Genomic DNA, 13315 nt, shown 5'->3' with positions numbered 1-13315 from the left:
AAGGATTTATGCCTCCTGTGCGGCCTCGTTGCCCAGCTTCTGCAGCAGCGCAACCTCGGCGGCGGGATCTTCGGACTTAAATACGGCGGAGCCGGCTACGAGCACGTTGGCGCCGGCCTTGACGACGTCTGCGATGTTCTTGGAAGAAATACCACCGTCGACCTCGATGAGGGGCGAAACGCCGTGACGCTCGCACATGGCCGTAAGCTCGTGCAGTTTGGCGATGGTACCGGGGATAAAGCTCTGGCCGCCAAAGCCGGGGTTCACGCTCATCAGCAGCACCATATCGACAACGTCGATGATGCTTTCGAGCACGCAGACGGGCGTGGCGGGGTTGAGCACCACACCGGCCTTGACGCCGCGCTGCTGCAGATGGGTGAGCGTGCGGTGCAGGTGCGTGGAGGCCTCGTAGTGCACGGTGATCATGTCGGCACCGGCATCGGCGTACCAATCGACCGTCTCATCGGGGTTCGACACCATCAGGTGCGCGTCGACCGGTACATCGGTGGAGCGCTTGACGGCCTTGAGGATATCGACGCCAAAGGTCAGGTTGCCGGTAAAGTGACCGTCCATGACGTCGAAGTGCACGTAGTCGGCGCCGGCAATCTTGTCGAGCTCACCCTTCAGGTTGGCCATGTCGGCCGAGAGGATGGACGGAGCGATTTTGATGGAACCCATGGTAGTAGCCTTTCTGCGCTAGTCGGTGAGTCCGTAGAACTCTTGAGAGGGGACGCGGTCGGTGAGAATCTCGAGCGCTCTATCCAAAGTAACACCGTTGTAGAGCGTTTGCTCCACGGCAAAGGTGAGCGGAATGTCTACGCCCAGTGAACGGGCGAGTTCGCTGACACTGCGGGCCGCGACGGCACCCTCGACCACCATATGCGTGCGGGCCTGGTACTCGTCGAGCGACACGCCGTGGGCAAACTCGAAGCCAAAGGTGCGGTTGCGCGAATGCTCGGAGGTGCAGGTGGCGATAAGGTCGCCCATGCCGGCAAGTCCCATGCAAGTCATGGCCTGACCGCCGCGGGCGTGCACCAGGCGGCTGATCTCTGCCAGGCCGCGCGTCATGATAAGAGCAAGCGTGTTGTCGCCCGCGCCGGTACCGGCAGAGATGCCGCACACGATAGCGATGACGTTTTTCATGGCGCCGCATACCTCGACGCCGGTCATGTCCTGCGACAGGTAGATGCGGAAGGCCGTGGAAAGCAGCAGTTCCTTAAAGGTCTCCCCCACTTGCTGGTCTTCACTGGCGATGACGGCAGCCGAAAGCCCGCCGCGGCAGATTTCCTCGGCATGGTTGGGGCCCGAGAGCGCCGCCACGCGCGCTTCGTTGCCGATCTCGCTGGCGATGACCTCACTCATGAGCAGGCCGGACTCGGGCTCGATGCCCTTGGTGAGGCACAGAACCGGCGTCTCGTCCGCGATGAACGGCGCCGCCTGGTGGCAGACGTCGCGCAGATGCGTCGAAGGCACGGCAAAGATGATCGCATCAGCACCGTCGAACGCCTGGGCCAGGTCCGTCGTGGCGACAACGTTTTCCGGCAGCACGTAGTCCACCAGATAGCGGGGGTTGCGATGCTCGCCGTTGATGCCGGCGGCCGTCTGCTCGCTATGGGCCCACATGGTCACGCGCTCGGCTCGCGCAGCGGCAAGTCCGGCGACGGCGGTTCCCCAGGAGCCGGAGCCAATCAGCGCAACATTCATGACTCTCTCCTACTTATCGTCGGGCTCGGTGACGCGCTTGGTAAACGAGAGCTTGGACTCCTTACCGGCCATGAGCTTTTTGATGTTCGCACGATGGGCCCACACCACGGTGATGCCGATCATCGCCATGCAAAACTTGAGTCCCAGGCTGCTGTACGGAAAGACCGCGCAGGCAGCGATGGGAAGACCGATGGCGGCGGCAAGCGAGCCCACCGACACAAACTTGGTGATGGCGACGGCCACGATAAACATGCCCAGCAGCGATAGCCCAATGGGCCAGTACCATGCGAGGATTACGCCCAGACCGACCGCGATGCCCTTGCCGCCATGGAAGTTGAGGTAGGGCGAGAAGATATGGCCCCATACGGCCGCCAGGCAGATGACGCCGAGCATCCAGTCGCCGGCGGCGCCGGGGGCCATAATGCTCACGGGGAAGCCATAGCCCAAGTCGGCAATGAGCGGACGCGCGATAAGGACGCAGATGGCGCCCTTCAGGCAGTCGAGCAGCAGCGTGAGCGCCGCGACCTTGGGGCCGGCTACGCGCAGGGCGTTGGTGGTGCCGATGTTGCCGGAGCCCGCCTTGCGAATATCGGTGTGGTTAAACACGCGGCCCAGGATCAGGCCAAACGGAATCGCTCCGATAAAGAACGAGACCACGGCGCAGATGGCGGTCAGCAGAATCGGATTATGCATCCTTTTGCTCCTTCTTCCTAAAGAAGAGTCGAATGGGCGTGCCGGAAAAATCGAAGGTCGAGCGCATACGGTTCTCCACGTAGCGCTGGTAGGTGTCGTTGACCAGGTCGCTGTGGTTGACGAAGAACGTAAACGTCGGCGGGTTGACGCCCGTCTGGGTCACGTAGTGCATGCGCAGGCGGCGCTTGCCGTCCACCACGGTATGACCGAACTCGCGCAGGTCGGTGAGGAACGTGTTGAGGCGCGAGGTGCTGATCTTTTGCGAGCGCGTCTTCTCGGCGGCGTCGACCATCGCCCAGATCTTCTCGACGCTGCGGCCGGTCAGGGCAGAGATGCGCAGGTACTGGGCCCAGGGGGCCATGACGCCCAGACGGCGGTCGACGGTCTCCATGCAGGCCTCGCGCTTGCGATCGTCGTCGAGCAGGTCCCACTTGTTGAGTAGCACCACGATGGCGCAGCCGCGCTCGATGGCCAAGCCCATGACCTTCTGGTCCTGCTCGGTAACGCCCACGGAGGCGTCGACGACGAGCAGCGCCACGTCGGAACGGTCGATGGCGCGCAGGCCGCGGACCATGGAGTAGTACTCGATGTTCTCGTACACGGTGCTCTTTTTGCGAATGCCCGCGGTGTCGACCATGCGGTAGTGCTTGCCGTCGCGCTCGACGACGGTATCGATGGCGTCGCGCGTGGTGCCGGCGATGTTGGACACGATGGAGCGGTCGGCACCCAGGATGCGGTTGAACAGCGAGGACTTACCGGCGTTAGGACGGCCGATGATGGCGACGTTCAGTGCATCGGGGAACTCGTCGGCGACCTCGTCCTCTTCCTCGGGGAGCAGGGCCACGATGTCGTCGAGCAGGTCGCCCGTGCCATGGCCGTGAAGGGCCGAGAGCGGCGTGGGCTCACCGATGCCGAGCGAATAGAACTCCCAGATGTTGTCGTTCTCGCGATCGGGATTGTCGAGCTTGTTCACCAGCAGAAAGACCGGCTTGTCGGAGCGCTTGAGCATGCGGGCGACCGACTCGTCCTCCTCGGTGACGCCGGTGCGGCCGTCGACGACAAACAGGATGACGGCGGCTTCCTCGGCGGCGGCAAGCGCCTGGTCGCGAATGGACGTGGCAAAGACGTCGTCACTCTTGAGCGGCTCGATACCGCCCGTGTCGACGATGGTGAACTCGCGGCCGTTCCAATCGGCCGTGTGATACGAACGGTCGCGCGTAACGCCGCGGGACTCGTGGACGATGGCGTCCGAGGTCTGGGCCAGGCGGTTAACGAGCGTGGACTTGCCCACGTTGGGGCGTCCGACGACGGCGACGATAGGTTTCATCTACTCTCCTTTAATGGGTAGGGTCAGCGGAATTAGTATAGTCGGCAGGCACAATGCCAAGGATGCGCTCCAGGGTATCGAGCAGCTCATGCGGCATGGTCGACACCACATGAACCTCGGCGCCGCGACTGGTAAGGCTTGCGAGTAAATCGTCACGATGATACTCGTCAAGCGTCATGCCGTCAGCGTTGAACATGAGCTTAGGCACAAAGAGCATAACCCCCGACAGGTCTTGCGGCAGCTGCTCAAGGATATCGCTCGCGACGATGAGGCCGGTCACGTCCACGTTGCCGCCAAAGTAGCGGTTCTTGATGGCCGTGACGGTGCCGGAAAGGCCCTGTGGAGACTCCACGAAGCGGGCGACGGTATCGCGTGCGCTGGCGCCCGAAAGACATACCAGGCGCTGGTCGCGGGCGGTAATGGCCTTTCGAACGCGGGCAAGGCGCTCGGCGTCGGTGGCAAGCACGTCGTCGGTCTCGTCCAGATACGAGCGGATCATGCCGATACCATCGTAGTACTGCGGATAGCCGTCGTAAAAGTCTGCCTCGGGCGGCTCGATGCCGGCGTCCAGATAGAACTCGTCACTCATCTGAAACGTGTGGCGGCCAAAGCGCTCGAAGGCGCGGTCCTGGTAGGGACGGATCATGGCGATGGTTTCGCGCGCCAGCTCGGGCTTGTCGCTGTATGACCAGCTAAAGCGGTTCTGGTGCTTGGTAAATCCGAGCGGCACGATACCCAGGCTCGTGATCTGCTCGTGCTCCTCGCAAAAGCGCAGGGTCTTTTCCAGCTCCTCACCGTCATTCATGCCAGGGCATAGCACAATCTGCGCATGAATCTCGATGCCGGCGGCCATGATGGCCTCGAGCACGTCCATGCCGCGCTGGGCGTTGCGGCCCATCATGCGGCGGCGGACGTCGGGGCTCACGGCATGGACCGACACGTTCATCGGACTCATGTTGCGATTGATAACGTTTTGCACGTCCTCGTCGGAAAGGTTCGTGAGCGTGACAAAGTTACCCTGTAAAAAGCTCAGGCGGTAGTCGTCGTCGCGAATGTAGAGCGTGGAGCGGCCGCCCTTGGGCAGCATCGTCATAAAGCAGAACACGCAGGCGTTCACGCAGGTACGCATGCCGTCAAAGATGGGGCCGTCGAACTCAAGACCCCAATCCTCGCCGGGAAAACGGTCGAGCTCCACGGGGGTGACAGTGCCGTCGCGCGGATCGAATACCTCCAGCTCGACGCTGTCGTCGTCTGCTTCCCAAAGCCAGACGATCATGTCGGTGAGTTGCTCGCCGTTGACCGTGAGCACGCGCATGCCCGGCTCGATACCCACATCCCATGCGGGCGATTCGGGACGCACGTTCTTAACGAGCGCGCCCTCACCCGGCTCGGGGTCGCGGCTGCGCCCGTAATCGGCCACCTCGGCGGCGTATGCGGGTACGGTCTGGTCCATGATTAGCGGCAAAGCTCCTTGATGCGCGCAACGGCGCGTTCGATGTGCTCTTGCGGGGTGGAGGCTCCGGCGGTGATGCCAATGTGGCGCGCGTTGGCAAACCATGCGGCCTCAAGCTCGGAAGCTTCCTCAATGTGATGCGTGTGCTCGCAGACGTCAGCACAAATCTGCGCCAGGCGGCGCGTGTTGCCCGAATTCTTGCCGCCCACGACGACCATGCAATCACAGCGGTTGGCGAGGGTTGCGGCTGCCTGCTGCCGTTCGCTCGTGGCGGCGCAGATGGTGTTGATCACGCGCAGTTCCTGCACGCGCGGGGTGATGGAGGCCACAACCTCGGCCAGGTTCTGCGCGGTTTGGGTGGTCTGCACAACCAGGCCCACCTTGCCCTTGAGCGGCAGCGCGTCCGCATCGGCGGCGCAGCTCACGACTAGAGCGTCATCCCCGGCGTGGCCCAGAATGCCCTCGACCTCGGGGTGGCCCGGTTCGCCCACGACGATCACGCGGTAGCCCTCGCGCACCAGGCGCTCGGCCGCCACGTGGACCTTCTTGACGTAGGGGCAGGTGGCATCGACCACGTCGAGGCCACGCTCGCGAGCGGCGTCGATGACCTGCGGCACCACACCGTGGGCGCGGATGATTACGGTGCCCGAGGCGGCGTCGTCCAAGGTGTCGGCCAGACCAACGCCTGCCTCGGCGAGCTCGCGTACCACGATGGGGTTATGGATGAGCGGACCTAGGGTGTGGACCTGAGTGCTCTCCCCCGCCTGCGGGGCGGCCGCCAGCGCCATGTCGAGCGCGCGCTGCACGCCGTAGCAAGTGCCGGCGTGGGCGGCGATCTCGATGGTGGGGACGACCTCCTCAGTGGCGGCCGCGGCGGTATTCATGACTTCCTCGCCCATGGCTAGAACCTGCCCGGGTGCTCGTCGCACAGCTCGTCTCGCATGGCGTAGACGCGGTTCATGGCCTCGGACTCAAACCATGCCAGGCGCTCCTTGCGCTTGAGCTCGGCCGGTGCGTCGGATAGCGAGATGGCCTTGCCGGCACGGATCCAGCACTTTTTGGGGCGCATGAGCTTTTTACCTTTGGGTGTGATGTCGGACCAGCCGCAGATGGCGAGCGGGTTCACGGGCGCCTTGCCCATCTGGGCGATGAGCGCAAAGCCGCCGTGGACCTCGGGCTTGATTTCGCGCGAGCGGATGCGCGTGCCCTCGGGGAAGATCAGGACGTCCTCGCCTCGCTGCAGCGCATGCTGGGCGGCACGCAGGCATTTCATGTCGGCGGTGCCGCGCTCGACGGGAATACCGCCCACACGGCTAAAGGCCCAGCGCACGATCTTGGTCTTGGCAAACTCGGATTTAAAGATGGGGCGAATGCGGCGGCCGCCAAAGAACAGCGCCGTCTCTACAGCCAGGAGCTCGGCCATCGAGGTGTGGTTGCAGATGACCACGCTGCCGCGGCCTTCCTGGCGCTCAAACAGTAGGTCGGCGTCCTCGACATTCCAGCGCCACATGAGCTTGGAGAAGACCCACAGGATGCCCATGACCACGACGACGGTGCCGCGGATGAGGGCCGGGAACTCGGCGTAGGGCGCGTTGTAGTAATCCTCGGGCGTCTGCTTAAACAGGCGCATGGGCTACCTCCTTTGGTTGATGAGGTCCTCGATTATCGAGACGACCTCGTCGATGGTGTGGGCGGTGGAGTCGACGTGCACGGCGTCCTCGGCGGGCAAGAGCGGTGCGACCTCGCGGCTGCTGTCGAGTTTGTCGCGCTGCTTGAGGGCGTCGAGGGTCTCGTCGACCTCGGCCTCGAGCTGCTCGGTGGTGAGCGGCTGGGCGTCGTTTTGGTGGCGCTGCAGCACGCGGCGACGGGCGCGTTCGCGCGGGTTGGCGGTCAGGAACACCTTGACCTGTGCGTTAGGGAATACGACGGTGCCGATATCGCGACCCTCGGCCACGATGTCGCGATCCTCGGCGGCGCGGCGCTGATGGATGAGCATGGCGGCGCGCACGCCCGGGTAGGCGGAGACCTTGGAGACGTTGGCGTCCACCTGCGGGGTGCGAATGGCGGCCGAGGCATCCTTACCGTCGATGGTCAGGCGCGTGTCCTCGCCGGTGCCGTTGGTAAAGCGAATCTCGATCTGCTCGGCGAGGGCGTCGATGGCCGCCTCGTCGTCCAGATCGATGCCGCGGTCGAGCGCGGCGAACGTGACGGCGCGATACATGGCTCCCGTATCGAGCTTGTTAAAGCCCAGCTGGCGGGCGATCTCCTTGGCGATGGTGGACTTGCCGGAACCGGCGGGGCCGTCGATGGCGACGATCATGCAATGCTTCCTTTCGGTGGTTGACGTGCTGGTATGGGACGCAGGCGCTGCGGCTTGGCGGGTTGCCTAGCCCGTGTAACGCTCGCGGTAGGTGTTGCGCTTGGGCGCGGAGCCGTGACTGCCGTGGTGGCGCGTACGGGTCGCGGGGGTTTCCTGGGGCTTGTCACCGCGCTTGGAGGCAGCTTGCTTGGGCGGGATGCCTCCGGCCTTGAGGATCTGCACCTCGCGGTCGGTGAGCTCGCGCCACGAGCCCTTGGCCACGTCCTTGAGCTCCAGGCCGGCAAAGTTGCAGCGGTGCAGGCGAATCACCGGGTGGTGTATCTTGCTCAGCATGCGCTTGACCTGGTTTTTACGGCCCTCGCGAATGATGACCTCCACGGCGGTGGTGCCGGGCTTGACGCCTTGCGGAGCCACGGCCTCGGCCTCGCGCGCGGTGATGACGCGGCAGATCGCCGGCTGGCACAGGCCGTCATCGAGCTCGATGCCGCGACGGAGCGGTTCCAAGTCGCGATCGGTCAGGTGGCCGTCCACGAGCGCCTGATAGGTCTTGTAGACGTGCTTGCTGGGGTGCAGCAGGTCCTGGGACAGGTCGCCGTCGGTGGTAAAGAGCAAAAGGCCCGTAGTGTCGCGGTCCAGGCGACCCACCGGGAAGAGCCCCGGAAAGCGGTCGCGCGGGACCAGGTCGGCCACACAAGGGCGCTCCTGCGGATCGCTCATGGTGGTGAGGTAGCCGGTCGGCTTGTAGAGCATCAGGTACACGGCGCCCTGGTTGAGCTTGACGGGCATGCCGTCGACCTCGATATGGTCGCGGTCGACGTCGACCTTGGTGCCCAGTTCGGTTGCGACCTGGCCGTTGACGGTCACGCGGCCTGCGGTCATCAGGTCCTCCGAGCCGCGGCGGCTCGCAACGCCCGCGCGCGCCAAAAAGCGCTGCAGGCGCATGGTGTGCGGGTAGACGGGCTGGGCGTCACCTGTGGGCGTTGCGGCGCCCGTGGCACTTGCGGTGCACGTCTCCCCTACTTCGTTAATCCTCGTCATGCATGTCCTCCGAGGTATCGTCGACAACCAGGGTATCCTCGTCCTCGACCGCCTCAACATCTTCAACATCGGTATCGAGCAGTTCGCGCTCTTCGTCCAGGTCTTCAGCCTGCTCCTCGAGCGTGGACTGAATACTGCGGCCGCTCAGGCGCTCGCGGATAAACTGGCGCGACTGCTCGTCGGGGGCAAACTGCTCTAGATCGGGCAGGTCGCGGGTGGAGCGCAGGCCGAACTTCTCCAAGAAGGCGTTGGTCGTGCCGTAGATGATGGCCTGACCGCGCTGGGGGTCGCGGCCGAGCTCGCGCACCAGACCCTTGTCAACGAGCGACGCGATGACGCCGTCGGAGTTGACGCCGCGGATGCCCTTGACCACCTCGCGCGTAACGGGCTGGTGATAGGCGATGACGGCCAGGGTCTCGAGCGCCGCCTGCGACAGTTTTTGCGTGTCCCAGCTCAGCACATAGGCCTCGACCACATCGTGGTAGGCGGGGTGCGTAAACAGTCGCCAGCCACCGGCGACCTCGCGCAGTTGAAAGCCGCGGTTGGCCTCCTCGTACTCAACTTTGAGCTCGGCCAACAGCGATGCGCACTCGCCCGGAGCGATATCCAGCGCACCTGCCAGGGCGGGTGCGCTCACGGGGTCGCTCGACACCAGCAGTAGCGCCTCGAGGGCTCCTTTGAGGCTGTTTGCCTCCAGCGTGGAAAGGGTTGACATGGTAGCCGCTCCTATTCGGTGAGCTCGGGGCCCTCGCCGGGAACGTATGCCTCGGCGCCCTCGACGCGGTTGATTTGAATGGTTCCAAAAATCTTGTCCTGGCTCAGCGTAAGCGAGCCGCGCTTGGCGAGCTCGAGCATGGCCAGGAAGGTGACAACGAGCTGCTCAGTCGTGGCGTCGCCGTCCAACAGCTCGCGGAAGGTGCAGGATTGGTGCGCCATGGTAAAGCGGTCGACCGAGGCCACCGTCAGGTCGAGCGGCACGCGATGCGGTGCCACGTGCTCGGCCTCCAGCAGGAAGGTCTGGCGCTTGCCGTCCAGGTCGGCGCAGATGACGGCCAGGCCGCGCAGGGTAATGCCGGCCAGGTAGTCGGGCATAAGGCCCAAAAACTCGGGGTCGGGGCCGGCCACGCGCGGATGCATGCGGCTCTCGGCCTGCATGCGCGCGCCAAGGGCCGCCGCCGCACCCTTAAACTGCTTGTAGGCGATCAGGCGCTGGATCAGGACCTCGCGCAGGGCATCGCCGTCGAGCGCGCTGAGTTCCTCGAGGTCTTCGTCGTCCTCGTCATCGTCGACGGATTTGCTGGGGGCCTCCTGAGGTACCAGCGAGGCAGCCTTGATGTCCAAAAGGGTTGCCGCGACCAGCAAAAAGTCGCTCGCCACATCCAGGTCCAGCGCCTCGATGCGCTCGACCTCGGCCAGGTATTGCTCTGCCACCTCGCTGATCGAGATGGCGCCGATATCTACTTTTTGGCGGGTTACCAGCTGCAGCAGCAGGTCGAAAGGTCCGCTGTAGACCTGCGTCGACACGCGATACGACATCTTCGACCTCCTTTGACGGCGCCTTCGCGGCGCGGTTTGAGTGCATGTTGCGACCGTTTTGCACGGTCGACCTGTAAGTTTACCCTAGATGCCGGCAATTGCGAAGTTGAGCAGGTGCTCAGCCAGCGGATACACGGTAACGTCGAAATAGCGGCCGATCACGTCGATGCCGGTCCACGTAGGCAGCAGGTACAGCACCAGGATGAGGATGGGCATAGCGTATTGCTGAAGGCGGTAGTAGTTGGCGAGTGCCTTGCCTTTAAGGAACGGCACAATGATCGAAGAGCCGTCGAGCGGCGGGATCGGGATGAGGTTAAAAAACGCAAGCGACAGGTTGACCACGATGAACGTGGCGCCGAAGTTCATGATTTGGGACGCCACGGCAAAGGACATGCTGGCGTAGAGGTTGCCATAAGCTGCGTGCATGAGGGCCGCGGCCAGGCACGCGAGTGCGATGTTCGATGCGGGGCCTGCCGCGCTCACCAGGACCTCGTCGCGCTTGGGGTGCTTAAGGTTGTTAAGGTAGACGGGCACCGGCTTAGCGAAGGCGAACACCGGGCCGCCGGCCGCGAGCATCAGCAGCGGCAGGATGATGGTACCGAACGGGTCGATATGGTTGAGCGGGTTGAGCGAGACACGGCCGCGCGAGCGGGCCGTCTTGTCGCCGAGTGCCCAGGCAGCGGCGGCGTGTGCGCTCTCGTGGATGACGATGCCAACGATGACGGCGACGGCGCTGGCAAGCAGGTTCATGAAGTAGCTGCTGGACATGGCACTCCCCTAGCGGACGCGGCGCGAGGCGCGCGTGAGCAGGTAGTCGATCACAAACAAAATGACGGCGACGATGGCGTAATCCAGGCGGAACACACCGCCAAAGGGCGACGTGATGACTCCATAGCCGGCGATGGCGCTCGGCAGCGCGCGCGAAAGCTCAACGACAAAGCCCACGATCTGCAGCTTGGCGGTGAGGCCGCTAAAGCACAGCAGCACGGTCATCGCGCTCATAAAGATGCCGCAGATGCGACAGGCGATGGCGATGATGCTCATCGCCACGGCAGCGGCCTTACGAGAGTTCACGCGCGGTCTCCTCTTCGATCTGGGTGGAAAGCTCGAGCCATTCGTCCTCGAGCTTGGGCAGCTCTTGCTTAAGGCCGTTATATTCCCCCAGCGCGGCGTTGAACTTATCCTGATCGGCATAAAGTTCTTCACTTGCCATCAATTCCATAAGCTCGTCATAGCGGGCGCGCTTTTTGTCGAGCTCGGTCTCGATCTTCTTGAGCTGGTTGCGCACGCCCTTGAGCTTTTTGTTGAGCGCGGCGCGGGCCTGGGCCTCGGCGCGCTTTTGCTCCTTGGTCTTTTTGCCCTCGGCAGGCTTAGGCGCCGCGGCGGGGGTGTCGGCCTGGCCGGCGCTGGCTTTGGTGGACTTGGCCGCGGCCGGCGCGCTCTCCCCTGCCGCCTCGGCGGCGGCGCGGGCTGCGAGGTCCTCGCGCTTGTAGAGGTAGTAGTCGTAGTCGCCGTCGTAGACCGTGACCTTGCCGTCGCGGATATCGATCACGCGGTTGGCCACGGCGCGCACCAGGTGCTCGTCGTGGCTGATCAGTACGATGGTGCCGGGGAAGTTTTGCAGGGCGTTCTCGAGCATGTCCACCGAGTCGATATCCAGGTGGTTGGTGGGCTCGTCCAGGCACAGGAGCGCCTCGGGGGCCACGAGCATCTTGGCCAGGGCCAGACGAGCCTTTTCGCCACCGGAGAGCACGCGTACCTGCTTTTCGATGGAATCGTTGTCGCTAAACAGGAAGGCGCCCAGCAGGCTGCGCTGCTGCGGCACGGTCCACTTAGGCGTGACGGTGTCGATTTCTTGCAGGACGGTGTTGGACTCGGTCATTCCTTCGAGCGCGTGCTGGGCATAGTAGGCCACACCCACGTTGGTGCCCAGATCGCGGGTGCCGGTGGTGGGCGGCTCCAGGCCGGCGAGGATCTTCATGAGGGTGGACTTGCCGGCGCCGTTAGGGCCGACGAGCGCCACATGCTCGCCGCGGTAGAGTTTGAGGTCGATATCGCTGTAGATGTGCTTGTTGCCGTAGGACTTGGAGACGCCCTCCAGGCCCACGACCATATCGCCGGAGCGCGGCGGGTCGGGGAACTTAAAGTCGATGTGTTTGTGACCCTCGGGCAGGATGACGAGCTCCTTTTTGATCTGCTCGATCTTGCGGATGCGCTCCTGCGCCTGGGCGGCCTTGGTGGGCTTGTAACGGAACTTGTCAACGAAGACCTGCATGTGGGCGATGTCGCGCTCCTGGGCGGCGCGCTTGGCGCGCATCTGCTCCAGGTTGTCCTCCCGCTGCTTGAGGTAGCTGCTGTAGTTGCCGGTGTAGGTGGTTACGCGGCGGTTCTCGAGCGCGGCGACGTGGTCGACGCAGGCGTCCATGAAGGCGCGGTCGTGGCTGACGATGAGGACGGCGCCGTCGTAGTTTGCGATAAAGCCGCGCAGCCACTGGACGCTTTCGAGATCCAGGTGGTTGGTGGGCTCGTCCAGAAGCAGCAGGTCGGGGTGGCGCAGGAAGAGCTTAGCCAGCGCGATGCGCATCTGCCAGCCGCCCGAGAACTCGGAACACGGGCGCTCAAAGTCGGTGACCTTAAAGCCGAGGCCGGACAGGATCTTGCGGGCGTTACTCTCGAGCTCGTAGCCGCCCAAGTGCTCAAAGCGGTCCTGGACCTGGCCGTACTCGTTAAGGAGTGCGTCGACGTCCATACCCTGCTCGGAGAGCTCGGTGATCTGGGCTTGCAGCTCGTTGGCGCGCTCGCCCATGCGGCGTATTTCTTTGGCCGCCGCCATGACCTCGGCGAGGATGGTGGTGTCCTTTTGCTCCAGGTTGGTTTCCTGCTCTAGGTAGCCTACCTGGCAGTCCTTTGCGTACTGGACCTGGCCGGCGTCGGGGCTGTCGATGCCCATAATGATCTTGAGCATGGTGGTTTTGCCGGCGCCGTTGGGTCCCACGAGCGCAAAGCGTTCGCCGGGGTTGATCTGGAAAGACGCGCCGCTAAAGAGGACGCGCGCGCCGAAGCTTTTTTCGATCTTGTCGACCAGGAGGATCATGGTGCCGCCTTTGACCTTGTGTGCCTATATGAAAAAAGGCCCCAACTTGCGTTGGAGCCTCATTCAATGCTCGGGTGGAGACGAGGGGGATCGAACCCCTGACCTCTTGACTGCCAGTCAAGCGCTCTCCCAGCTGAGCTACGCCCCCGT

At 63.8% G+C, this 13315-nt stretch carries 14 protein-coding genes and 1 tRNA gene; all 15 read right to left on the bottom strand.

Annotated elements, in window-relative coordinates; translation table 11 throughout:
* Window positions 1-6: 6 nt before the first annotated feature.
* On the bottom strand, window positions 7-678 hold the full coding sequence (rpe, locus tag ACEXKH_RS03155) for a ribulose-phosphate 3-epimerase (protein WP_373573051.1): 672 nt from the start codon (window positions 676-678) through the stop codon (window positions 7-9).
* 18 nt (window positions 679-696) lie between these two features.
* Window positions 697-1704, bottom strand: coding sequence for an NAD(P)H-dependent glycerol-3-phosphate dehydrogenase (locus tag ACEXKH_RS03150; protein WP_373573050.1), 1008 nt, complete (start codon window positions 1702-1704; stop codon window positions 697-699).
* Window positions 1705-1713: 9 nt separating this feature from the next.
* Window positions 1714-2397 carry a glycerol-3-phosphate 1-O-acyltransferase PlsY gene (gene plsY / locus ACEXKH_RS03145; RefSeq protein WP_329738061.1) on the bottom strand — a complete coding sequence of 228 codons (684 nt, stop codon included), beginning with the start codon at window positions 2395-2397 and terminating at the stop codon, window positions 1714-1716.
* A complete protein-coding gene (gene der, locus ACEXKH_RS03140) occupies window positions 2390-3724 on the bottom strand; it encodes a ribosome biogenesis GTPase Der (RefSeq protein ID WP_373573049.1) in 1335 nt (444 codons plus the stop codon). The genes plsY and der overlap by 8 nt, the downstream gene beginning before the upstream one ends.
* Window positions 3725-3734: 10 nt before the next feature.
* Window positions 3735-5177, bottom strand: coding sequence for a DUF512 domain-containing protein (locus ACEXKH_RS03135; protein ID WP_373573048.1), 1443 nt, complete (start codon window positions 5175-5177; stop codon window positions 3735-3737).
* A gap of 2 nt (window positions 5178-5179) precedes the next feature.
* Window positions 5180-6076: a 4-hydroxy-3-methylbut-2-enyl diphosphate reductase gene (locus ACEXKH_RS03130; protein WP_373573047.1), complete on the bottom strand. Its 897-nt coding sequence runs from the start codon at window positions 6074-6076 to the stop codon at window positions 5180-5182.
* A gap of 2 nt (window positions 6077-6078) precedes the next feature.
* Window positions 6079-6807, bottom strand: coding sequence for a lysophospholipid acyltransferase family protein (locus tag ACEXKH_RS03125; RefSeq protein WP_373573046.1), 729 nt, complete (start codon window positions 6805-6807; stop codon window positions 6079-6081).
* Window positions 6808-6810: 3 nt separating this feature from the next.
* Window positions 6811-7497, bottom strand: a complete 687-nt coding sequence (gene cmk, locus ACEXKH_RS03120) for a (d)CMP kinase (RefSeq protein ID WP_373573045.1) — start codon at window positions 7495-7497, stop codon at window positions 6811-6813.
* A 66-nt stretch (window positions 7498-7563) separates the two neighbouring features.
* Window positions 7564-8535 carry a pseudouridine synthase gene (locus tag ACEXKH_RS03115; protein ID WP_373573044.1) on the bottom strand — a complete coding sequence of 324 codons (972 nt, stop codon included), beginning with the start codon at window positions 8533-8535 and terminating at the stop codon, window positions 7564-7566.
* Window positions 8522-9250, bottom strand: coding sequence for an SMC-Scp complex subunit ScpB (scpB, locus tag ACEXKH_RS03110; protein WP_373573043.1), 729 nt, complete (start codon window positions 9248-9250; stop codon window positions 8522-8524). The genes ACEXKH_RS03115 and scpB overlap by 14 nt, the downstream gene beginning before the upstream one ends.
* 11 nt (window positions 9251-9261) lie before the next feature.
* Window positions 9262-10071 carry a segregation and condensation protein A gene (locus ACEXKH_RS03105; protein ID WP_373573042.1) on the bottom strand — a complete coding sequence of 270 codons (810 nt, stop codon included), beginning with the start codon at window positions 10069-10071 and terminating at the stop codon, window positions 9262-9264.
* A gap of 84 nt (window positions 10072-10155) precedes the next feature.
* Entirely contained in the window at window positions 10156-10839 is a 684-nt protein-coding gene (locus ACEXKH_RS03100; protein ID WP_373573041.1) for a site-2 protease family protein, read from the bottom strand.
* A 9-nt stretch (window positions 10840-10848) separates the two neighbouring features.
* A complete protein-coding gene (locus ACEXKH_RS03095) occupies window positions 10849-11145 on the bottom strand; it encodes a hypothetical protein (protein ID WP_168170409.1) in 297 nt (98 codons plus the stop codon).
* Window positions 11132-13165 carry an ABC-F family ATP-binding cassette domain-containing protein gene (locus ACEXKH_RS03090; RefSeq protein WP_373573040.1) on the bottom strand — a complete coding sequence of 678 codons (2034 nt, stop codon included), beginning with the start codon at window positions 13163-13165 and terminating at the stop codon, window positions 11132-11134. Before ACEXKH_RS03090 ends, ACEXKH_RS03095 begins: the two co-directional genes overlap by 14 nt.
* A gap of 75 nt (window positions 13166-13240) precedes the next feature.
* Window positions 13241-13313, bottom strand: a tRNA-Ala gene (locus ACEXKH_RS03085).
* Window positions 13314-13315 lie beyond the last annotated feature (2 nt).

Origin of the sequence: Collinsella aerofaciens ATCC 25986, from assembly GCF_964259375.1 — a bacterium.
GTDB lineage: Bacteria > Actinomycetota > Coriobacteriia > Coriobacteriales > Coriobacteriaceae > Collinsella > Collinsella aerofaciens_BO.
Note: the sequence above shows the minus strand (reverse complement) of the source record. Positions and strands in the feature narration are given on the sequence as shown.